Source organism: Hyphomicrobium denitrificans ATCC 51888 (genome assembly GCF_000143145.1).
Taxonomy (GTDB): domain Bacteria; phylum Pseudomonadota; class Alphaproteobacteria; order Rhizobiales; family Hyphomicrobiaceae; genus Hyphomicrobium_B; species Hyphomicrobium_B denitrificans.
The window spans coordinates 2,911,758-2,934,737 of the sequence record NC_014313.1; the positions used below are offsets into that span (position 1 = coordinate 2,911,758).

Here is a 22,980-nt window from a genome sequence, read left to right on the forward strand (position 1 = left end):
AGAAACATGCGTGTGATCAAATACTCTTTCTGGATGTTCTTGGCGGCGCTGACTGCGCTGTGGCTAGTCGCCGAGCCGAGGGCATTTGTACCGGATAGTTTCTTCGCTTTCCGCTCGGTGATGGTTCAATACTCGGGCATTCTCGCCATCGGCTGCATGAGTCTGACCATGATGCTCGCGCTTCGCCCACGATGGCCCGAGCCGTGGTTCGGCGGCCTCGACAAGATGTACCGTCTGCACAAGTGGCTGGGCATCGGCGCTTTGGTTATCGCCGTCTTGCACTGGCTATGGGCCGTTGGTCCAAAATGGGCAGTGAGCTTCGGGGTTCTTGAACGTCCGACTCGCGGACCGAGACCGCCCGCAGCGAGTCAGGTCGAGCAAACCTTCGCGAATCTCCGTCAGAGTGCCGAGCAGATTGGCGAATGGGCGTTCTACGCGGCAGTTCTGCTCATCTTCATCGCTCTCATCCAGCGCATTCCTTATCGATTCTTCTATCAGACCCACAAGCTGCTCGCCGTTGCTTATCTCGTGTTGGTCTTTCACTCCGTCGTGCTCATCAAGTTCACCTACTGGTCGTCTCCGATCGGCATCATCACTGGGGTATTGATGGCGGGTGGCGTATGGGCCGCCGTCATCCTTCTCCTGGGACGCGTGGGCATTCACCGGCGCGTCGCGGGGCGCATCGCGTCTCTTGATTATTATCCCGGCGTGAGAGTTCTCGAAGCCGAGATCGATGTTCCCTCGGGATGGCCTGGCCATCAACCCGGTCAATTCGCGTTCGCCACGTCCGACGCAAGCGAGGGCGCACACCCCTACACGATCGCGTCCGCGTGGAACGCAACTAACCACCGCATCAATTTCATTGTGAAGGAACTTGGCGACCATACCCGCCGCCTCAAAGACAAGCTTTCCGTGGGGCAAGAGATCAGTATTGAAGGGCCTTACGGTTGCTTCACGTTCGACGACGACCGCCAGCATCAAATCTGGATCGGCGCGGGCATCGGCATCACCCCGTTCATTGCCCGAATGAAATACCTCGCGGAACTCCGCAAGAATGCCGGAGAACATTCTCTCCTGAGAATCGATCTCTTTCATCCGACGGCCGATTACGACGAGATCGCGGAGCGCAAGCTCAGAGCAGATGCCGAGGCCGCTGGCGTGCGACTGCATTTTCTTGTCGATGCGCGTGATGGCCGTCTCAATGGCGAGCGGATTCGCGCCGAAATCCCGGACTGGCAGGAAGCGAGTATCTGGTTTTGCGGTCCAGTGAGGTTCGGCGACGCCCTGCGACGGGATTTTTCCCAGAAGCAGTTCCCTGTTCACGAGCGGTTTCACCAGGAACTTTTTGAGATGCGCTGAGCGCTTGCCTCTCCGGGAGTAACAGGACTGGGCTTATCGGATACGATCTGCTCGACGACGCGATCGAGATAGACGAGTAGATCGACATCCGGTCGCTCGAAGCGATTCCTCCGCCGCGGGACAAGATCGGCGGTGCGCGGTGCATCGCCGATCGAGCTTTATAGAACTCAACCGATGGTGTAGCCGCCGTCGACCACGATCTCCTGACCGTAGATATTCTTGGCTCCCTCGGACGCGAGGAATAAGGCCGTCTCGGCGATATCATTCGCCTCTCCAAATGCTCCTGGCATCAGCCGGGCATTTATATTCTTGCCCACGGCGGCGAGGACGTCGTCGGGAAGACCGACCTTGCTCCATAGGGGCGTGCTGATGGGACCGGGCGCCACGCAGTTCACACGGATCTTTCGTGGAGCGAGTTCAACCGCAAGCGTCTGCGCAAACGACTTCAACGCAGCCTTGCTGGAGTTATAAATCGCCAGCCCGGGGAATCCGACGGTCGTCAGGAACGTGGTGATGAAAAGCACGCTGCCGCCGCCATTGATATGCGGCAGGAATTTTCGCACAGTTTCCGTTGCAGCGACGAAATTCAAGTTGAATTGATCGGCAATTGCGACCTGGTCGCTGTTTTCGAACGACACCACTTTCGCGCCCCCAGCATTGGGGACGACGACATCGACAGCTCCGAAGGCCTTGATCGTTTCCGCGACCAAACGATGGAGGTCCGCCGCTTTCGTAACATCACCAGGCACAACCAGAACGTTTTCCGGCGACTGCTTTTTGAGTTCCAGCAATCCCTGCTCCGAGCGGGCCATGACTGCAAGCCGATAGCCGGCGCCAAGAAACTTCTCCGCGATAGCGCGACCTATTCCGGTGCTCGCTCCTGTAACGACTGCTACTTTGTGCTTTCTTTCCATGTCCTGCTCATGCTGCTTGCTTGACGATGACTGTACTCATGCTTCGCGCGACAACCAGAACACCGCCTTGGCGCCAGGTTGGGCGATCCCGAATGGAGAGAGCTAGAATGGGGCATCGACCGTCGTCGATAGGGCCTTTTTTCGTTCCATGTAACGTAGACTAATAATGTCATCGTTATTCAGTCAACAAAAGGCGGACGAAATAAGTCTGCGTTATAACGAAGCAATTTTTTGCGCACTCCAGCCGGTGCTTGAAGCTTCGTAGAGGCACCTGCGCCGGGTCCCGATCAAAGTCTGATCGCCGTCATCTCGGCTCTTGAAGAGTGTAACGTGGATATATAGCATCCCCTTTATGGCCTATATCGGAAATGGCGTCGAATACGCTTTACACTGCCTTCTTTGGCTCACTGAGCCGGTCGAGCAACGACCGAGCAGCCGGGATCTTGCCGATCTGCAGGGAATCTCTCCTGCGTTCTTGGCAAAGATCTTTGCAAAGCTAGAGAAGGCCGGCATCGTTGAAGCAAGCGGCGGCATTCGCGGCGGTTATCGTCTTGCCCGGCCGACTTCAAAAATCAGTGTTTTGAATGTCGTCGACGCCGTCGAAGGCAGCAAGCCGCTTTTCGATTGCCAGGAAGTTCGGGGACGGTGCGCACTGTTTGAGAACAAGCCACCTAAGTGGGCAACCAAAGGTGTCTGCGAGATCCACGCGGTGATGTTGCGCGCCGAGAAAGTCCTACGCGACGAACTTTCCAAGACGACTCTTGCCTCTCTGTCAGATGGCAAACGCATGCCCGCCGGCTTCCAAAATCAAGTGCGCACTTGGTTTGCCGATCGCCAGACGGCACGAGAAGATGCGCGCATCGCCGCAATGCGATCCCGTGCAGGTCATGACGACAAGGAGCGATAGGTCGAGGTATTCCAGAGTCCATGTCCGCAGCTGGAGTTGCAGCCGACGTTCGGAGCGGTTCCCTGTAAGCGCCAATGACCCGAAGCGAACCTGAAGCCGTCGGGCAGGTCGCGCGATCAGGCGGGAACGTAAGTCAACCTGATCGCGTCCTCGCCGATCAGATCGCTGGCCTCAAGGCGGAGCCGCGGCCGGGGGCCCGCGAAGAATGGCGCGCCACGGCCAAGCACCACGGGGTGGAAGTAGAGTCGATACTCGTCGATCAGAGCAAGCTCGCTCAGGCTTCCAGCCAGCTTTGGTCCGCTGACATGAATCTCGCCCGCGCGCTCCGCCTTCAGCCCGCGGATCACCGCCTCGACGTTGTCCCCGACAAGCGTGGCGTTGGGGCCGACCGACGTCAATGAGCGTGACACGACCCACTTCGGTTGGCTCCGCCACGCAGCCGCGAAGTCTTGCAACTCCGGAGTCCATTCGGGATGGTCCTCGTCCCAATAGCGCATGATCTCGTACATGCGGCGGCCGTACACACTGCCGGTCACGCTGCGCACTTGCTCGATCCAGTGACGAAAGAGCATGGGACCGGGCGCAAATTTCTCGTGGTCAACATAGCCGTCCAGGGACACATTCATTCCGAAGACGATCTTTGCCATGCCGCGAAATCTCCCATTCGAGGTTCGTCGGCATGACCAACCGGCTGAACCGACGACCGGATTCAGATCATATTTTCCATGACTTGGTTAGCTACCGTCGCATCTGATCTCAGCGGCGTGTGGAGAGTTATAAATCGCATTGCGGAAAATATCTGTGCCGGCAACCGTCCTTTACTTGGCAACCGCCAAGCACTCGACTAGCGTTCGAGTAGGTTTGTTTTTACGGGGGGTTGCAATGCGGATTTTCAAGTTAGGCTTCGCGGCCGCGGTTATGGCGTGCGCCCTTTCGGCGATGGCTCAGGCGGCCGATTGCACCAGGGTTGCAGCCATTGGCGATAACGTCACCCACGATTTGGCGGTGCTGTTCTCCACAAACGCGCTCAAGAATACAATCGCCGGGCGAGGGCTTATAGGGAAAGGGCCAGTGAAAACCAGCTGCAAATCAGGCTCGGCGATGATTGAGTGTTACTCCTCGCAGATGGCCTGCAAGGGCGGAACGCCCGCGACCTGCTTGGGCCCCTGGCTATGCTTCTGAACCCGGCCTGGCGTACTGGCTGGTCATTGTCACTCGCAAGCCACCGCCTCAAGCGACTTGCGCTCGGACGGGGCGTGAAGCCCGAGCAGTGACATCTGTCAGCGTTCAGAAATTTTTGTTTGCGCCATGAAGCCTAAGTGCAGAGATACTCGGACAGCGTTTCCTGACCGGGCTATCGAGCACTGCCAATGACCATCGACGCAAGCACACTCACTTCCATTCACACCTTGTGGGACGAGCTTGCGGACTTTGATGCCGCGCGCGCGCCGGAAGCCCGCGATCATCTCCTCGAGCGCATGTGCCATCTGATCAACGCCCAGAACGCCACCTGGATGGGCGCCGTGCGCCTGGGTGAGCCGCGTCCTGGCGATCAGGTAAAAGGCTGGAGACCCCGCGCCATCCGCGAACTGTACCCAAATCTCCTCTTCGCCAATAAGGCGAAGGAACAGGTGGACAAGCTCGAGGCTGGTTCAGTGGACGAGACGACGATCGCCAACGTGGCCCTCGCCGGCCAGTACCGGTTCAATCGACTCATCGATCTCGTGCCCGAGACTTGGTTCGAGGGTGACTACTACCGCACCTTCTACGTCGGTGCCGGGTACCGCGACACGATCTGGGCCGGCATTCCGATCAACGAGGATGCGGAAAGCTATTTCGGCTTCTACCGCTCTCTCGAGCAGGAGCCATTCGGTACGTCCGAGCGCGATGTGGTGGGGTATGCGCTGCGCGGTCTGCGCTGGTTCCATCGCTTGCAGATGTTGGGCGAAGGACTCGGCGTGGCATCGTCGCCGCTGACCCCCGTCGAACGGCGCGTACTCGGAGGTCTTCTGCAGGGATTGTCCGAGCGGGAGATTGCGGCTTCCAACGACCAGAGTCGGCACACGACGCATGATCACGTGAAGCGCATCTTCCGCAAGTACGGCGTCAGCAGCCGCAGCGCCCTCATGGCGCTATGGCTCGGCCGCCCACCCCCCTGATCCGGGGATTTAGCGAAGCACCCGATTCGCCTACCCGTTTACTGAGGCGTTCCGCGTCATACGCGGGGCCTGAAGGGGGCATGCGCCGCTTTAAGTGCGGTGGGGGGCTTATGCGTCATTTCACGTCTTCGCATCGGGATCCAGTACGCCATTGCTGCGTGTTGCGAGCTGCAGCGCGCGCAGGCGTTTCTGCGCTCGCGCTCGTCCTCTTCGACGGCACGGCATCCGCGGACAGCCTGCTCATCGGTGCCGGCGGCGATGGCGGCCTCGCAGATGTTTCGATCGCGGGTGACGGCGGCGGCGGTGGCATTGGCGGGGGCGGTGCCGGCAGTGCCGGTGGCGGTGGCGGCGGCCTCACCGGCGGCGGCATGATGAGTGGCGGATTCAGGGGCGGCGACGGCGGTGCGGGAGGTGCTGGAGCCAGCGGCGGCGCTGGTCCTGACAACTCCAATGGCGCAAGCGGTAGCATGGGCGGCGGCGGCGGCTCGATCCACTTCAGTGACGGTGGTGGGGGCGGCGGTATCGGCGGCGGCGGCGGTGAAGGCGGTGTCTCCGGCGGTTTCACCGGCGGCTCCGGCGGCAGCAACGGCGGCGGTGGTGGCGGCTCCGGAAATGAAAGCGCTTCGGGGCAAAACGGAGCAGACGGAGCCAATGGCATCGTCGTCGACGCCAACGGCTCGGTCATATCCACGGCGCTCGCGAGCGACGGCGCGGGCGACATCACGACCCCGAACACGATGACGATTTCAAACTCCCACAGCTACGACTTCGTCGGCGTGGGCGGCGGCGGCGGTGGCGCTGGCGGCCTCACAAGTGGCCACGGTGGCGGCGACGGAACCTCTGGCTCTCTGACCTTAACGGGGCCGGGTGCCGACCTGAACGTTCTGAGATCGATGCTTGTCGGCGGTGCTGGCGGCGGCAGCAGCGGCGGCGGCGCCAACCCAGGAGGCGCCGGCGGGGACGGCACGCTCTTCATGGACGATGAGGCAAAACTTGGTGTAGCGGGCACCTTGCTTGTCGGCGGTTCGGGCGGCGGCACCGATACCGGCGGCGCGGGCGGTGCGGCCACGATGAGCATCCGCGGTGACGCTAGGGTGTTAATTGGCGACGCGCTAATCATTGGCGGTCTCCATGGATTGACGTGGTTTGACGCTCCCGCCGGGAACGGCGGAACGGGCATCCTCAACCTTGGCTCTGGCGCGGTTTATTTCATCGGCGGCGCCACACTCACGGTCAACGATACGGGTACGCTCAACTTCGGCAATGCCACGGCCGGCGTCGAAGTGGCCGGTGAACTTGCGGGTCTGACCGCCGTCACCAACAACGGCACGATCAATTTCAATCAGAGCGACGCGACGCTGCTTTTCGAGCACGCTATCAGTGGCACGGGCAGCGTCAACCACAACAGCAGCGGCATCACCACACTCACCGGTGTCAACACCTACACCGGCGGCACCACGATCACGGCCGGCACGCTCATCGGTGACGCAACATCGTTGCAGGGCGACATCGTCAATGACGCGGCGCTGATCTTCAATCAAGCAGGGGCTGGGGCTTATTCCGGTGATATTTCAGGTTCAGGAAGCTTCACCAAGATCGGCGGCGGCACGCTGAGATTGACGGGCACCAACACCTACGTTGGCGGCACGACGGTTTCGAGCGGCACACTCCAGGGCGACACCGCTTCGCTGCAAGGCGACATCGTCAACGACTCAGTCGTCATCTTCGGGCAAGCCGTGAACGACACCTATGCCGGCAACATGTCTGGAGCGGGGGGACTGGGAGTAGCCGGCACGGGAGTGCTGACGCTTGCCGGAACCAATACTTACATCGGCGGGACGATCATCATTTTCGGCACGCTCGAGGTCCAAGGTGGTGCTGCGCTGTCGGATTCGGGTGCGGTGTTCGTTTCCAATGACCCGACGGCGCGATTGCTAGTGACGACATCCGAAGTCATCGGCGCGTTGTCGGACGGCGGGACCACGGGTGGAATCGTGGAGATTGCGGCCGGCCAGACGCTGACGACCGGAGACGCAACAAACTCCTCCTTCGCAGGCAAAATCGAAGGAAACGGCGCAATCACCAAGCAGGGTGCAGGCGTGTTCACGCTCACCGGCTTGAACACGTACGCGGGTGCGACGACGCTCAACGCGGGCACGCTGGTCGTCAATGGCTCGATTGCAAGCTCGGAGACGACGGTCAATAGCGGTGGAACGCTGATGGGCAGCGGTCAACTCGGCGGCGTGACGGTGCGGGCGGGTGGCATCCATGCGCCCGGCAACTCCATCGGCACCCAAACAGTGAACGGGGCCTATAGTCTGGCCGCGGGTGGAATCCTCGCAATCGAAACGAACAGCGCGGGCGAAAGCGACCGCGTGATCGTCAACGGTACCGTCGATCTCACGGGAGCGACGTTGCGCGTATTGGCGGAGGGTGGAAACTACGCAGTCGCAACCAACTACCTGATCATCGACAACGACGGCTCCGATGCCGTGATGGGTACTTTTGCGACCATCACCAGCAGCCTCGCGTTTCTCGACCCGACCGTGAACTATGCTGGTGGAACGGGCAACGATGTAATGTTGACGCTCATGCGCAATGACGTTCGCTTCGCCGACGTCGCTGCGACGCCCAATCAACGCGCGAGCGCAACGGCGCTCGGCCAGCTTCCCGCGCATAATCCGCTCGTGAGCCTCGTGGCCGGGCAAAGTGCCGACGGGGCGCGACGGGCGTTCGATGCGCTATCCGGCGAGGTTCATGCCACGCTCGGCGGGACGCTGGCGCTCGACAGCCGCTTCGCGCGCGGCGCCATATTCTCCAGGTTGCAGCAGGCGCATTATGCAGGTTCGTTCGGCGCCGGTTCCGGTTCGGCCGCCCCGCTCGCTAACACTGGAACGACAGCGGTCGTCCGCCGCTCGGACGCGTCAATGATGAGCCTTGGCATGGGAAGCGACGAGCACGCGCCGGAGCGCGATGTCCCGCACATCGCCTCGCCGCTCGTGTTCTGGACGCAGGCGTTCGGCTCCTGGGCCAATACGGACGGAGACGGCAATGCGGCGTCCGGCAGCCGCACCATCGGCGGCTTCCTTTCGGGCGTCGACGCAAATGCGGGTGGCGGTTGGCGCACAGGCATTGCACTCGGCTATTCGCAATCAAACGTCAGCGTGTCGCAACGCATCTCCTCAGCCGAAATCGGCAGTACGCATCTCGCGGCCTACGCGGGTGGCCCTGTTGGCCTCTTCGCACTCCGCACCGGCGCCTCGTGGAGCTGGAACGACATCGACACCGAGCGCTCTGTGCTGATCTCGAGCTTCCTCGATCGCGTGGAGGCCGATTACGACGGCGACACTGGACAGATCTTCGGTGAGATCGCGCTGCCGATGAGTGCGGGCGACCTGAGCTTCGAGCCGTTCGCCAATCTGGCTTACGTCCACGTCGCGACAGATCGCTTTTCGGAGCAGGGCGGCGTGGTGGCCCTCGACGGATTCAGCGGCGACCAGAATGTCGGATTTTCAGCTCTCGGCGTTCGTCTTGCGACGCAGTCGACGATCGGCGCCGCCGTGATCGTCTCGCGCGCCTCCTTCGCCTGGCAGCACGCCTTTGGCGATGTCGTTCCTACGCGCGCTCTTGCGTTTGCAGGGAGTGGAGCGGACATGACCATTGCAGGCGTACCTCTGGCCCGTGATACGGCGTTGATCGAGGCTGGCCTCGACATCAGTCTCTCGTCCTCAGTAACCGCTGGCTTCTCCTACAATGGCGAAATCGCAAGCGACGTAGAGGATCACGGCTTGTCCGGAAGACTGCACTGGCAGTTTTGATCGCATCAGATCGGCGCCGGTCTGAAAGGCTTTGGACCTTATCTTCCGGCGTAGCTCTCGAGCCGCACGATCAGCATTTAAGACTTACGTGAGCAGCCCGAACGCGGGAGCGTTCGGGCTGTCGAAAAATGTGCCGGACGTTAGAAATTGGACGTCAGAGACACGTAAGCTGTGGTGGGCGCACCAGGGGTAATGTTGTTATTATTGTGCGCCGAGATGTAATACCCTTCATTGAAAATATTCTCGACGTTGACCTGCGCCCGAAGGTTATCGTTGATTTTCCAAAAGACGGCAGCGTCAACAGTTGTGAAGCTGGGCAGAACGACTTCGGTCGTCGACAGCTGAGCGAACATATCCGTGCGATGAACAATGCCGAAACCAGCACCGAATGCTTTGGTGAATTGGTATCGGTTCCAGAGCGAAAATGTATCGCTCGGGAGCAGCGGTAACGGCGTGCCGGCAGGTGCCGTCGTTGCCGTGGCTTTGGTGACTTTGCCAACTTGATGGCCATAGCCCGCGGAAATCTGCCAAGCATCCGTTAGGTACCCGACGAGGCCTGCCTCGAAGCCTTTGACCTCGGTTTCGCCAGTTTGGATGAATGTGCCATCGGGTTGCTGGAAGCGCACGTTGGTGCGCGTCAACTGATAACCCGCAGCGGTAAACGCCAGATCCGGGGTAAGGTCCCACTTTACGCCGACTTCGTAATTGGTGAATTTTTCGGGGTCGAGGTTGACGGTAGCGCTGTTCACAGCCGAAAACTGATCACCAGATGCGGGAAGATACGAAACTGCGTAGCTGCCGTAGATCGACAAGCTATCGGTCGGTTTCAGCACCACGCCGGCGCGAGGCGACACGAGATCGTCGTTCTGCTTGAGGGTCGTGCTCGTGTTGCGATCGAAGAGATCCAAGTCGAACGTCTCGTGCCTGACGCCACCGATAATCTCCAGGTACCGGGTGATCTCCATCTGGTCCTGAATGTAAAATGACCGGCTGTTTGCTTTCACATCGTTATTGGCCTGCGAAGACACGCCCTGGAACAAGATGTCGGGTGTGAAAATCGTCGGATGCGAAAACGAGGTCGTGCATGTGCTGGTTACACCAGACACGACAATCGAGCTGCACGCGCCGCCGGAAGGAGGCGACTGGAAGAAGCCGTTCTGACGGTAGTTCCTCGACTTCTGATGTCCGAACTCCATGCCTCCCAGAAGTGTATGCCGCGACCATCCGAGATCGAATTTGTACGTCAGGTCGGTCTGGTTGAAGATGTTTTGGCGATCGTTTTCCTGGTTGTACGCCTGCAACTGCACCGTATCGGCAGCCAGGTTCGCCGGACCCGATGCGAAGACGTTTTGATAGAACTTGTCGTAGTTCGCGAAGTACGTGTGGTTCCGTATCTTCAAACCATAGTCCGTCTTATGCTCGATCGTCGCGAACGCGCTGTCGACGGTCGCTTCCGAATAGCTCACATCAGGATTGCCGAAGAATGTCGAACGGCTCGTCGGTGCCGGCCGGCCGTTAAATGAGGGAATCCCGCGGTCGGCCGTCCGGTGATCGAAGTAATGCTCGTAGCCAACACGAACTTGCGTTTGACTGTCGATGCGGAACGCGAAGGTCGGATTTACGCCCCAACGCTCGAGGTCGACGAAATCACGGTAGCTTTCGCTGTCCTCGTAGACCGCCGTCAGACGAAAAGCTGCATCGGGTGTTATCGCATCCCCGACGTCGATTGATGTGCGCTTGAAATCATACATGCCACCTGTGACGGTTGCCTCGCCGATGTGGGAACCGTCGGCCTGCTTCGTCACACGATTTATGGCACCACCGGCGCCGCCTCGACCGAAGATCAGCGCGTTCGGACCCTTCAGTATTTCGATGCGTTCCGTATTGTACAAATCGCGAAAAATTTGCGCGTCATCGCGAACGCCGTCGATATAAAAATCGGCAGTCGTGCCCTGACCACGGATCGTCGGCTGGTCACGGTTCCCTTCGCCCTGGCCCATAATGACGCCGGGAACATATTTCGTCACGTCGCCGATGCTCGTGGCGTTCTGATCCTGAATTTGCTGTTCAGTGATGACTGAAATCGACTGCGGAACGTTGCGTAGCGGTGTGTTCGTCTTGGTGGCCGACGATGTTGTGGTCGCGAGGTAGCCGTTGACGCTGCCGCTATTGAGATTGCTGTTCCCGTTAGCGGCCGACTCCGACCCGTTTCCTCCAGCAAACGCTGCAGATGCGTCGGTGGGCTCGTCCGTTGGCGGCGCGGCTTTCTTCGCTGCGGCGGGCGCCTTCTTAGCCGACGCTGCAGACTTGGCTTTCTTAGCCGCTTTTGACTTCGCCTTGCGTTCTTCCTCTTCATCGGACGTGACGACCACTGCGGGCAATGAGTTGTCGCCTGGCGCCGCCGGAGCTTCGCTATCTGCGCGGGATTCCGATGGATTAGGCTGCTCAGAAGGTGCTTGAGCTAATGCTGGGATCGGAGCGATCGCCGCAAAAATTGCCAGTGCGCTAGGAACTTTCCAACTGAACATCAATGCACATTTTCCAAATTTGAATAGTATTTTCGAGAGAAAATAGACAACAGCATGGGCGCGTGTCTGTGACCCCGCCGCAACACAGGCTGATATTGTCTTCTTTGAAAGTATACAAAACCTAGGTCGCCGACCTAACCCTCGTCATCATTCATCCGTCGCTGGCCGCGAGGTCGGAAATGAAGTCCAACAACGTGGTCCCAGCTATACGTTGAATGCGAGGTTCCGACGTGAGATCGATGGAGACCTCTATCAAAGCGTCGCGCAAGGCTCTCGCATTTCACTGGAAGAGAGAGTGGCGCAGCATCTCTTCATCGAAGCGGATCGAATTGTTGCCAATGAAGATCGCGCAGATCCAGAAACTTGCAGATCTTGGCTTCGCCAGTCGCCAGCACGAACTTGGCTTTGGCTTTGAGGGTCGCAGGGCCCATTGACCGTTCAGCGTGGTGCACTTGGTCCGATAAGAGTGCCCGCTGGCTCCTACGCGCTTCTGCGGCGCATCTAACTTATTGATATCATTGGTGCGGACGGTGGGACTCGAACCCACACGACGTTACCGTCTCAGGATTTTAAGTCCTGTGTGTCTACCGGTTCCACCACGTCCGCATCGACGGTCCTTATGACGGCCGAATAACGCGAGCGCAACTGAACAGTGAACGGAATTCGATCCTGCGTCAGGTTCGATCCGCACCGGACGTGGCCGGTGGCGCAGTCTTCGGCGTCATGTTGAAAACGCCGTGGGCTTTCTTCATCAGCGCCAAGAGTTCGTCGGGCCGGTCGACGGCGAGAGAGTGCGGATACTGCGGGTCAGTGCCGACCAGCTTGTCGGAGACGTTGCCCTCGGAGTCGATGAAAAGCGTTCGTGGCACGTAGACGCCATCGGGCGAGAATGCGCCATTCAGTTCCTTTTCGGCGTCGCCATCGACGAGGATCATCACGAAATCACGGGACGCCGCGACAATGCTAGGGTCTTTGAAGATTTGCCTGAAGCGCTTGCACACCGAGCACCACGTCGCATGGAAAACCATGATGACGGGACGGCCTGTCTGTGACGATTCATAAATTCCGGAACGGGCGTCGCGCCAATTGATCTCGGCACCGTTCCAGTCTTCGGCATAATTGGGCGTGCGTGCGAGGGCTGCCGTCGAGATGATCGCGATCAGAAGACAAACAACCGGTACAAGGGCGCGCGGCATACTGAAGGTCCCGTTTTCACTTGCCGAATTGTCCCGCTTTTGCTGGGCAAACACAAGGCCAGCAGGAGTGCCGCAGAATTAATGTCCGGTCATGTCGCCGTCTCTCAGACTGCGGTTTCCGCCGCAGCCTTGAACCTGTTTTGATAGGCCTGAAGATGCACATAGGCGACGTCGAGCAAAGGTGTCGGCACGCCATGCTCGCGGCCTCGGCGAATGAGATCGCCGACGATATGATCGGACTCGATCTCTCCGCCGCGCTGGATATCGCGCAGCATCGATGCGGAAATGTTTGATTGTCGATCCGTCAGCGTCGCGCGCGCACCCTCTTGTGCGGCGGTCGACGGCGGATGACCACACGCGGCCGCCACGGCCGAACACTCGGCGAGCATGCTCGAGATCAGGCGCTCGCCTTCGTCGGTTCGCACGATTTCGCCAACAGACGCGCGCATGAGGCAGGTTGCGGCGGCGAGCGTCGCGAGGAAGAACCATTTCTCCCACATCGTGCCGATAACATCGCTGGAAAATCTTGCGTCGAAGCCGCCGCGTTCGAGTTCCTGCTGCAGACGTGCCGCGCCTTCGCGTTGAGCGGCCGTTCTCGGGCCCTGCGTCAGCGAGGCGAAGGGACTGAGATGGCGGATCGTTCCGTCGGCGTCGAGAACGACGCTGATGTGGCAGGTACCGCCGAGCACGTGTTCTGCTCCGAACGCGCGATCGAGATCGTCGAGATGGCGCATGCCGTTGAGCAGCGGAAGGATGAGCGTCTTATCACCGACGGCGGGGCGAATCGTTTCGATCGCGTCCGCGAGGCCATACGCCTTGCTGCTCAAAACAATGGCGTCGTACGTTCCCGAAATCTCGTCGCGCGTGATGGCCTTTACCGGCGTCGTGACATCGCCGAGATGGCTTTTGATCGCGAGGCCGTCACGTTGCAGCTGGTCGCGCCGCGTTGGCCTGACCAGAAACGTGACGTCTACGCCCGCTTTTGCGAGCAAGGCGCCGAAGTAGCCGCCCGTTGCGCCTGCTCCGAGGATCAGAATTCGCATCGACATGAAATACCCCGCTCGAGATTTATGTCGTATTCCGATCTACTAAACTTGACCAACCAGGGAGAGAGGCGCGATCGATAGCCGTGGCCGCATTTCAGAGGTTCAGCTCATTTTCCGGTCGACTTTTCATCGGCCTTTTTATTGTCGTCGTCGCTACCATCGTCGGGTTTAGCTTTGGGAGCACAGAGATCCAGCACGGCCTTGATTTTTTTACTCCGACCGCCGACAGCTTGCTGGTGTGAAATTTTTTCCCCGCGAGTTCAACCCCGATATCGATTCGCTTTCGCGCGGCGGCAATCTGCGTTGCAGCTTCTCTGGCAATATCTTCGTCGTCGGTAACAGCTACGACCTTGTGCAGACCGTTTTCCTCCAAGCTCGTTTCAAAGCGCACGGGCTTCGCTCCGTCTACGGAGACGATGATTTTGGGCGACAATAGATTCAAGGTTGAGCCACCAGAAGAATAGTCCTCTGGGGTTGCTAAGCTCAGTTTGAGCCCTTCGGAACTGCATGAAATAAAAACTATAGAAGACTCACCCATTGCCATCGCGATGGCTTCCGTCTCCCCGAACGCTTTTTCCTCTTTCTTATAAATCCATTCGGCGTCGGCCGATGAAACAGAAGCAAAACAAAAAACTGAGACCGCCGCTAAACCTGTTTTGGCTCGTGAACCGATATGCATATGCTCCCCCATGAGAAAACAAAATGTTTTCTCACAGGGTCGCTGGCAGTGCAATGGGATGGGCTCATAAGCGAAGTTAGCTAAGCCTTCTTCTCCGGAGCGACGACGCGGAGGGAAAGTTCGCGCAGCTGCTTCGGCGTGACGTCGCTCGGCGCGCCCATCAGCAGGTCGTTGGCCTGCTGGTTCATCGGGAACAGCGCGACCTCGCGCACCGTCTTGCCGCCGGTCAGAAGCATGACGATACGTTCGATGCCAGCCGCCATGCCGCCGTGCGGAGGCGCGCCGTACTGGAAGGCGCGGAACAATCCGCCGAAGCGCTGCTCGACGACCTCGGGCCCAAGTCCAGCGATGCCGAAGGCCTTGATCATCACCTCAGGCTTGTGGTTGCGGATGCCGCCCGACGCGATCTCGTAGCCGTTGCAGACGATGTCATACTGATAGGCTTTGAGCTTCAGGCGATCCTCATTCGTCGTTGCGGCGTCCAGCGCTTCGCCGCCGCCTTGCGGCATCGAGAAGGGATTGTGCGAGAAGTCGATTTTCTTTTCTTCCTCGTTCCACTCGTAGAACGGGAAGTCGACGATCCAGGCGAGCGCGTACTGGTCTTCCTTGACGAGCTTCAGTTCCTGACCGGCGCGATCACGCGCGGCGCCTGCGAACTTGTAGAAGTTCGCCGGGTTGCCGGCCGTGAAGAACACCGCGTCGCCGTCCTTGAGGGAAAGCTGCGCCTTGATTGCACCGGCGCGTTCCGGCCCGATGTTCTTCGCAATAGGACCTGCGCCGCCGTCCTCGCCGTCGCGCCAGAAGATATAGCCGAGGCCCGGCTGGCCTTCGCCCTGCGCCCAAGAATTCATACGATCGCAGAACGCGCGCGAGCCGCCGGTCGGAGCGGGGATTGCCCAGACGCGGACCTTCGGATCTTTCTCGATCATGCCCGCGAAGACCTTGAAGCCTGAGCCGCGGAAATGCTCGGTCACGTCCTGCATTTCGATTGGGTTGCGCAGGTCCGGCTTATCGGAGCCGTACTTCGCGATGGCCGTGTCGTAGGGAATGCGCGGCCAGTTGTTCGTTACCGGCTTGCCGTTGGCGAATTCCTCGAAGAGGCCGGTGAGCACCGGCTCCATCGTCGAGAACACGTCTTCCTGTTCGACGAAGCTCATCTCGACGTCGAGCTGGTAGAACTCTCCCGGAAGGCGATCGGCGCGCGGGTCTTCATCGCGGAAGCAGGGCGCGATCTGAAAATAGCGGTCGAAGCCCGATACCATCAGCAGTTGCTTGTACTGCTGCGGGGCTTGCGGCAGCGCGTAGAATTTGCCCTCGTGAATGCGGCTCGGCACGAGGAAGTCGCGCGCGCCTTCGGGGCTCGATGCCGTCAGGATCGGGGTCGGGAATTCGTTGAAGCCGGCGTCGTGCATGCGCTTGCGGATGGCGCGCGTGATTTCGAGCCGCTTCATGATGATCGCGTGCAGCGTTTCGCGGCGCAGGTCGAGGAAGCGATACTGCAGGCGCAAGTCTTCCGGATAGTCCGGCTCGCCGAAAACGGGAACGGGCAATTCCTTGGCGGCGGACAGCACTTCGATCTCGGTCGCGTAGAGTTCGATCTCGCCGGTCGGAAGCTCGCCGTTCACCGTACCGTCGGGCCGGTCGCGGACCTTGCCGTCGACGCGGATGACCCACTCTGAACGGACGGCCTCGGCGGCCTTGAAGGCGGCGCTGTCAGGATCGGCGACGACCTGCGTGACGCCGTAGTGATCGCGCAAATCGATGAACAGCACGCCGCCGTGGTCACGCACGCGGTGCACCCAGCCCGACAACCGAACGGTTTCGCCGACATTGGCTTTGCGAAGCGCGCCGCAGGTGTGCGAGCGATAACGATGCAGTTTTGCCTCGGCCATTGCCGGAAACCCTTTGTTCGGTATGGGTGGAAATCGCCGCGGAAAAGCGCATGCGGGAGGGCGAAAGTCAAGGTTACCAGGGAGCGGCCGAAGTACCTGAAGTCCCCGCAAGTTTTAATCAATCGGTGCGCTGGCGCCCGGTGCCGGTGCTACGCAACCCAAGAACGCCGCGAATCGCCTTCAGATCGGGCCGCGACCAAGCTGATGGCGACAACGGAAAATCGATACGCTATAGGCGTCGCTCAATGCAGACCATTACCACCACGCCGGAGCTGGCCGCACTTTGCGAAACCCTCTCCAGAAGCGACTACGTTGCCGTTGATACCGAATTTCTGCGCGAGCAGACGTTCTGGCCGTTGCTATGCCTGATCCAGCTTGCAGGCCCCGAGGCCGAGGCAATCGTCGATCCGCTGGCGCCGGGGCTCGACCTCGCGCCGTTTTACCACCTGATGGCCGACACCTCGACGGTCAAGGTTTTCCACGCCGCGCGGCAGGACATCGAAATCGTTTTCCTCAAATCCGGGGTTGTACCGACGCCGGTCTTCGACTCGCAGGTTGCGGCGATGGTCTGCGGCTTCGGCGACAGCATCAGCTACGTCAACCTCGTGAAGAAAACGACCGGAGCAGACCTCGACAAAAGCTCACGCTTCACGGACTGGAGCCGGCGGCCGCTCTCGCCGAAGCAGCTCGACTACGCGCTGGCCGACGTCACGTATCTGCGCGACGTTTATCAGCGTTTGCGGCAGACGCTGGATAAGACCGGGCGCACGCCGTGGCTGCAGGAAGAGATGGGCGTTCTGACTAGTCCCGCGACGTATGACACGTCGCCGGAGAACGCGTGGCAACGTCTGAGACTCCGCGTCAAAGGCCGCAAATCGCTCGGCGTTCTGGTGGAGCTTGCGGCCTGGCGCGAGCGCCTCGCGCAACAGCTCGATGTTCCCCGCGGACGCGTGCTGCGCGACGATGCGCTGTACGATATCGCCAACCAGATTCCCGTGAACGTCGAAGCGCTCGGGCAACTGCGCACGCTGTCGGACGGCTTCGCACGGTCGCAACGCGCGAAGGAGATTCTGGAAGCGGTCAAAGCGGGCGCCGCGCGCGATCCCAAGACGCTGCCGAAAATCGAGCGCAACGAATCCTTGTCGGCCGAGGCGAGCGCGACGCTCGAGCTTTTGAAGGTGCTGCTGAAGGCGGCGGCCGCCGAGCACGGCGTTGCGCCGCGCATCATCGCAAGCAGCGAGGACCTCGAGCAGCTCGCCGTATCGAACGAAGCCGATGTTCTGGCGCTGCAAGGCTGGCGTCGCTCGTTGTTCGGCGAAGCGGCATTGAAGCTCAAGCGCGGCGAACTCGCGCTGACGCTCGTCAACGGCGAAGTGCGCGCGGTTCCTGCGAGTCTTTAATGTTGCGATTGGCGACTCTCCTCCGGAGAGCCGGCCGCCAATCCTGAGAGTTTTTGATGGCGATTGGCGACTCGCGTTCCGCGAGCCGGCCGCCAATCGCGCATAAACACTAGTGACCGTCGTCATCCTCACGCGTGGCGAGCTGATGCGAGCGAGCGTGGGGATCCAGCACAAAACTGCCGAAGGCTCATTATAGAGTTTGCAGCGAGCCTATACTGGACTCCCGGCCTTCGATGCGCCTACGGCGCACTCGGCCGAGAATGACGGGAGCGCGGCCTACTTCCGGCCGGGATCGTAGCCGTGCTTCTGCCGCCACTCGGAAAAGAAGTAGGAGAGGCTTTCGTCGATGTCGTGCGGCAGGACGATCTTCACAGTGACAAGCTGATCGCCGGAGCCAGCACGCGTGCGGACGCCCTTGCCCTTCAGGCGGAAGGTCTTGCCCGAGCTTGTGCCTTTCGGGATCGCGAGCTGCACGCGACCGGACGGCGTCGGGACTTCGACGCGGCCGCCAAGGACGGCTTCATCGATCGTAATCGGAAGCTCGAAAAGAATGTCGTCGCCGTCGCGTTTGAAATCGGGATGCGGACGCACCTTGATTTCGATCAGCGCATCGCCTGCCTCAGCGCCGAGCGATCCCTGCGTGCCCTTGCCTTTGAGGCGAAGCGTTTGACCGTCGGTGACGCCTTCGGGAACAGCAAGATCGAGAACACCGCCGTCGGGAAGCGTGACGCGCTTCTTCGCACCGAGCACGGCTTCGAGGAAATCGACTTCGAGAGAGTAACGGAGATCCTGCCCGCGCGCCGCGAAGCCGAAGCCCTCGCGGCGACCGGCACCCGCACCACCGCCTGCGCTTCCGGCGCCGAAGACGTCGGAAAAAATATCGGAAAAGCTGAAATCCTCGAACGCTCCGGCCTGACCGCCGCGCGCTGCCTGCGGACGCCTCGGACCGCCGGGACCTGCTCCGGCTCCCGCGCCCGCATGTCCCCAGAACGGCCGGCGCGGATCGCCTTTGCCGTCGATCTCACCCGCATCGTACTGGCGGCGTTTTTCCGGATCGCTCAGGATGTCGTTCGCCGCGGTGATTTTCTTGAAGCGCTCGCCTGCCGCGGCGTTGCCGGGATTGACGTCCGGATGATTCGCTTTCGCAAGTTTGCGAAACGCTTTGCGGATGTCCTCCTCGGTCGCGCGTCTTGAGACGCCCAAAATGTCGTAGAGGTCATCCGCCATGGAGGCCGTCTTCATCCTGCAAGCTTGTGCCTGCACTCTATCAGAATTTCTTGCGTCACAAGCGAGGCGTACCGCCTTTTACCCGCTTATTCTAATTTTCGGCTTTTTGCCGAGGAGGTCCGCCAAAGCTTCGAATCTGCGGCGCAGCCGCTCGCCGTCAAGCGCGGCATAGGCTCGCGGAATGGTCAGGACGAGCAGACCGTTTTCGTAGGTCAGGGGTGTCTGGTCGATGATCCCGGCCATGCCGATCGACAGCATATGGGCGGCCCTGATCGCGGCGCCGACGATTCGGGCCCGGCGCTGAACCCTTTTGCTGACGAGGCTTCGCAGCCGTTCGGAAAGCTGTTCGCCGTTGGCTTCCGACGTTTCGTGGCGGTGAAAGACCGAGAGGGCAAGGAAAATCCGGCCTTGATGATCGACGCCGCCGAGGCCCGCGTGGGCGACGGTGTTGAGGCTTTGCTCGCCGCGATAGTCGGGGTGAGCGCGCCAGCCAACATCCGACAGCAGACAGGCGGCATGGCGAAGGCGCCGCTCGTCGGCCGTCTCTTCGAGTGCGGGATCGGCGAAAATGCGATCCGTCCAGCGGCACAACTCCCAGGCGTGCTCGACGGAGCGCGACCGCAAAGCCGCATAGTCCTCGCAGAAGCTCAGCAACGGGTCGCGCGCTTGCTCATGCGGTGGCAGCAGGCCGTAGATCAGTCCCTCGCGGATACCGAATACCGAAAAGACGATCTGGCGCGGCTGCATTCGCTTGATGAGCCGTTCGAGAACGAGAGCGCCGAAGGGCAGAACTTCGCGACGGGCGCGCGCCACGCTTGCGATGCCCGGGATATCGAGCGGCTTCTTCGTCTTGCGGAATTGCTCGCAGAGATCGATCGCTTCGCGCGCCGAGAGCTTGTAGCCCTGCATCACATGCAGCGGATAGCGGATCTGCTCCATGTGCAGCTTGGCGAGCGAGCGCCAGGTTCCACCGACCGCGTAAAAAGTTCGGCCTTCGCCGTTGCCAAGCCACGACAGGCTTGCGAGCGCGCTGTCGATCGGGTCGCCCGCACGCTCGATCTTGTTGCCGGTGGTGTCGATGAGGCGCAAGCCGCCGAGCGGCAACGTCGCTTCTTCTTTCAGCCGGTCTTTCGCGAGATCGACGAGTTCGAGGCTGCCGCCGCCAAGATCGCCGGCGATGCCGTCATCGTCGACAAAGCCCATCATGATGCCCTGGGCCGCGAGCCGCGCTTCCTTCTCGCCCGAAAGAATTTCGATCGACGTGTCGAGGATGCGCTCGCCGCGCTGGATGAAGGACGGTCCGTTCTGCGCGTCGCGAACGGCGGCGGTCGCAATGACCATCAAGTTCTTGACGCTCAGGATGCGCGCGATGGCCTTGAACCGCGCTAACGCGGCGAGTGCGCGTTCGACGGCTTCTTCGCCGAGACTTCCGGTCGTCGCGACCGAGCGCCCGAGGCCGCACAAAACCTTTTCGTTGAAGACCGGCGTCAGCGCGCGAACGGCGCCTTCATAAACGACGAGACGCACCGAGTTGGAGCCGACGTCGATGACGCCGATAGGCTCCAATTCATTGGTGCGTTCGTTTGCACCCAGGATTTCCTTCCAACGCGTCAAGCAGGCGCCTCAACCTCAATCCGGCTTCAGGAAGCGGAGCGGGAAGCTCTCTTTGAGCGACTGCCCACGACCTGAGAGCGACGGATTGGTCATGAAATATTTATGAGCGTTGAAGGCTTCCTCACCGGGCTCCGGCGCGATCCGCGTTGCGCTTCCGTCCGGATTGATCCGCCAGCTCTGCTGGTTGTCTCTCAAGTTCGCGACCATGATCTGGTTGAGCACCTGCTCGTGGACGGTAGGATTCTTCACCGGCGCCATTGCCTCGACGCGACGGTCGAGATTGCGCGGCATCATATCGGCGGAGCTGATGTAGACGGCGGCATCGGGTGAAGGCAAGGGCCGTCCGTTTGCAAAACAGTAAATGCGGGCATGCTCTAGAAAGCGACCGACGATGCTTTTCACTCGGATGTTGCTTGAAAGGCCCGGAATGCCCGGTTTCAGGCAGCAAACACCGCGCACGATCAGATCGATCGGCACGCCAGCGTTGCTTGCGTCATATAGCGCGGAAATAATCTGCGCATCGACGAGCGAGTTCATTTTCCACCAGATGCCGCTCGGCTTGCCAGCCTTGGCGTGGCGAATCTCTTCCGCGATGTGTGTCATAATCCGATTGCGGATGCCGTGCGGACTCGCCGCCATGCATTCGAGCTCGATCGGCTCGCCGTAGCCTGTCACAAAATTCAGAATGCGCGTGATGTCGCGGGCGATCACCGGATCAGTCGTAAACAGCGAGAGGTCGGTGTAAACGCGCGCCGTTTGCGGGTGATAGTTGCCCGTACCAATATGACAGTACGTCGTCAGCTCGCTGCCTTCGCGGCGGACGATCAGTCCGAGCTTGGCATGCGTCTTAAGTTCGGTGAAACCATAAACCACATGAACGCCGGCGCTTTCGAGATCGCGCGCCCAGCGGATGTTCGCCGCCTCATCGAAACGCGCCTTCAGCTCGACCACGGCGGTGACCGATTTACCCGCTTCAACCGCCTCCTTCAGCGCCTGAATGATGGGGCTGTCGCGTGACGTTCTATAAAGCGTCCACTTGATCGCCATGACGTTGGGATCGGCGACGGCCTGACGCAGATACTGAACGACGACGTCGAAGCTCTCGTAAGGGTGATGAACGACGATGTCTTTCTTGCGCACGGCCGCGAAGCAATCGCCGCTGAATTCCCGGATGCGTTCGGGAAAGCGGATCGGAAACGGCTTGAACATCAGATCGGGGCGATCGCCGATGATCAGCTGCGAGGTGTCGGCGAGCGCAAGGATGCCGTCCTTCACGAACACGCTTTCCTCGCGCACCTCCAATTCTTCAATGACGAATTTCTGCAGTCGCTCCGGCATGCGCGCTTCGATCTCGAGGCGGATCACGTTGCCGCGCCGACGCCGCTTCAACTGGCTTTCGTAGGAACGAACGAGATCCTCGGCCTCTTCCTGCAGTTCGATGTCGCTGTCGCGCAGAACGCGGAATGCGCCCTGGCTCTTGATATCGAAGCCCGAGAAAAGCTCGCCGATGAAAAGGCCGATGGCGCTTTCGAGACGGACGAAACGAATGTCCTTCGGCTTCGCGGGATTCGCTTCGAGGCGGATAAATCGTTCAAGCGCCCCGGGAATCGGGATCAGCCCGTTCATGGCCTTGCCGTCCGCCGGGCGGACCAATTCCACGACAATCACCATCGCCTTGTTCGGGATAAACGGGAACGGATGCGCGGGGTCGGCGGCGATCGGTGTCAGAATCGGGAATATGCGCGTCAGAAACAGTTGCTCGAGCCAATCGCGCTCGGAGCCGGAGAGTTCCTCGGCCTGCAGGACCGAGAGCCCAGCTTGGGAGAGCTCGGATTTGATCGTCTGCCAGAGCGCCTGCTCTTCCGCGACAAGCTTCGCCGCGAACTTGTTGATCGAGGCAAGCTGCTGCATCGGCGTCATGCCGTCTTGTGACAGCGTGGTGATGCCCGCACGGACCTGGCCGTAAACGCCAGCGGCGCGGACCATGTAGAATTCGTCGAGGTTCGCGGCGGCGATCGACAGGAAGCGCAGGCGCTCCAGCAGCGGATGCTGCGTGTTGGCCGCTTCCTCGACGACGCGACGGTTGAACTGCAGCCAGGACAGCTCGCGATTGTAAAAGCGATCCGGTCCTTTCGGGACCTCCTCGGCACCTGACTTCGCGACGCCTCTGCTCTTTGCCGTAGCCATGATTGGGATGCACTCTGAGTTCGGCCGAAAGGGCCGATCGTTGGTTTACATCTA

At 60.4% G+C, this 22,980-nt stretch carries 15 protein-coding genes and 1 tRNA gene; 5 read left to right on the forward strand and 11 right to left on the reverse strand.

Going from position 1 to position 22,980, the window contains the following annotated elements:
- The first annotated feature begins 6 nt into the window (after positions 1-6).
- A complete protein-coding gene (locus tag HDEN_RS13970; RefSeq protein ID WP_013216782.1) occupies positions 7-1,359 on the forward strand; it encodes a ferredoxin reductase family protein in 1,353 nt (450 codons plus the stop codon).
- A gap of 167 nt (positions 1,360-1,526) precedes the next feature.
- On the opposite strand, the gene HDEN_RS13975 is transcribed toward HDEN_RS13970, so the two are convergent.
- Positions 1,527-2,273 carry an SDR family NAD(P)-dependent oxidoreductase gene (locus tag HDEN_RS13975; RefSeq protein ID WP_013216783.1) on the reverse strand — a complete coding sequence of 249 codons (747 nt, stop codon included), beginning with the start codon at positions 2,271-2,273 and terminating at the stop codon, positions 1,527-1,529.
- A 352-nt stretch (positions 2,274-2,625) separates the two neighbouring features.
- On the opposite strand from HDEN_RS13975, the gene HDEN_RS13980 reads away from it, so the two are divergent.
- Entirely contained in the window at positions 2,626-3,180 is a 555-nt protein-coding gene (locus HDEN_RS13980; RefSeq protein ID WP_013216784.1) for an RrF2 family transcriptional regulator, read from the forward strand.
- A gap of 116 nt (positions 3,181-3,296) precedes the next feature.
- Here the strand turns inward: HDEN_RS13980 and HDEN_RS13985 are convergent, their stop codons facing one another.
- Entirely contained in the window at positions 3,297-3,827 is a 531-nt protein-coding gene (locus HDEN_RS13985) for a dihydrofolate reductase family protein (RefSeq protein ID WP_013216785.1), read from the reverse strand.
- A gap of 723 nt (positions 3,828-4,550) precedes the next feature.
- Here HDEN_RS13985 and HDEN_RS13995 point away from each other — a divergent pair.
- A complete protein-coding gene (locus HDEN_RS13995) occupies positions 4,551-5,339 on the forward strand; it encodes a response regulator transcription factor (RefSeq protein ID WP_013216787.1) in 789 nt (262 codons plus the stop codon).
- A gap of 158 nt (positions 5,340-5,497) precedes the next feature.
- Positions 5,498-9,157, forward strand: a complete 3,660-nt coding sequence (locus HDEN_RS17800; protein ID WP_049775328.1) for an autotransporter domain-containing protein — start codon at positions 5,498-5,500, stop codon at positions 9,155-9,157.
- Between the two features lie 140 nt (positions 9,158-9,297).
- Here HDEN_RS17800 and HDEN_RS14005 read toward each other — a convergent pair whose 3' ends face one another.
- The 6 genes from HDEN_RS14005 to aspS all read right to left on the reverse strand — a co-directional run bounded on the left by HDEN_RS14005 (position 9,298) and on the right by aspS (position 16,483).
- On the reverse strand, positions 9,298-11,529 hold the full coding sequence (locus HDEN_RS14005) for a TonB-dependent receptor (RefSeq protein ID WP_245256803.1): 2,232 nt from the start codon (positions 11,527-11,529) through the stop codon (positions 9,298-9,300).
- Positions 11,530-12,204: 675 nt separating this feature from the next.
- A tRNA-Leu gene (locus tag HDEN_RS14010) sits at positions 12,205-12,291 on the reverse strand.
- 68 nt (positions 12,292-12,359) lie between these two features.
- Positions 12,360-12,881 carry a thioredoxin family protein gene (locus HDEN_RS14015; protein ID WP_013216790.1) on the reverse strand — a complete coding sequence of 174 codons (522 nt, stop codon included), beginning with the start codon at positions 12,879-12,881 and terminating at the stop codon, positions 12,360-12,362.
- Positions 12,882-12,985: 104 nt separating this feature from the next.
- Positions 12,986-13,930 carry a 2-dehydropantoate 2-reductase gene (gene panE / locus HDEN_RS14020; RefSeq protein WP_013216791.1) on the reverse strand — a complete coding sequence of 315 codons (945 nt, stop codon included), beginning with the start codon at positions 13,928-13,930 and terminating at the stop codon, positions 12,986-12,988.
- A gap of 91 nt (positions 13,931-14,021) precedes the next feature.
- Positions 14,022-14,606 (reverse strand): hypothetical protein, encoded by a 585-nt coding sequence (locus HDEN_RS18200; protein WP_013216792.1) that lies wholly within the window; start codon positions 14,604-14,606, stop codon positions 14,022-14,024.
- 80 nt (positions 14,607-14,686) lie between these two features.
- Entirely contained in the window at positions 14,687-16,483 is a 1,797-nt protein-coding gene (aspS, locus tag HDEN_RS14030) for an aspartate--tRNA ligase (protein WP_041922061.1), read from the reverse strand.
- Between the two features lie 260 nt (positions 16,484-16,743).
- On the opposite strand from aspS, the gene rnd reads away from it, so the two are divergent.
- A complete protein-coding gene (rnd, locus tag HDEN_RS14035; protein WP_013216794.1) occupies positions 16,744-17,898 on the forward strand; it encodes a ribonuclease D in 1,155 nt (384 codons plus the stop codon).
- Positions 17,899-18,174: 276 nt separating this feature from the next.
- Here rnd and HDEN_RS14040 read toward each other — a convergent pair whose 3' ends face one another.
- The 3 genes from HDEN_RS14040 to HDEN_RS14050 all read right to left on the reverse strand — a co-directional run bounded on the left by HDEN_RS14040 (position 18,175) and on the right by HDEN_RS14050 (position 22,926).
- Positions 18,175-19,125, reverse strand: coding sequence for a DnaJ C-terminal domain-containing protein (locus tag HDEN_RS14040; protein ID WP_041922062.1), 951 nt, complete (start codon positions 19,123-19,125; stop codon positions 18,175-18,177).
- 78 nt (positions 19,126-19,203) lie between these two features.
- The gene (locus tag HDEN_RS14045; RefSeq protein ID WP_013216796.1) at positions 19,204-20,739 is read right to left on the reverse strand and encodes a Ppx/GppA family phosphatase; all 1,536 of its coding nucleotides are present in this window, start codon (positions 20,737-20,739) and stop codon (positions 19,204-19,206) included.
- A gap of 15 nt (positions 20,740-20,754) precedes the next feature.
- Positions 20,755-22,926: an RNA degradosome polyphosphate kinase gene (locus tag HDEN_RS14050; protein ID WP_013216797.1), complete on the reverse strand. Its 2,172-nt coding sequence runs from the start codon at positions 22,924-22,926 to the stop codon at positions 20,755-20,757.
- Positions 22,927-22,980 lie beyond the last annotated feature (54 nt).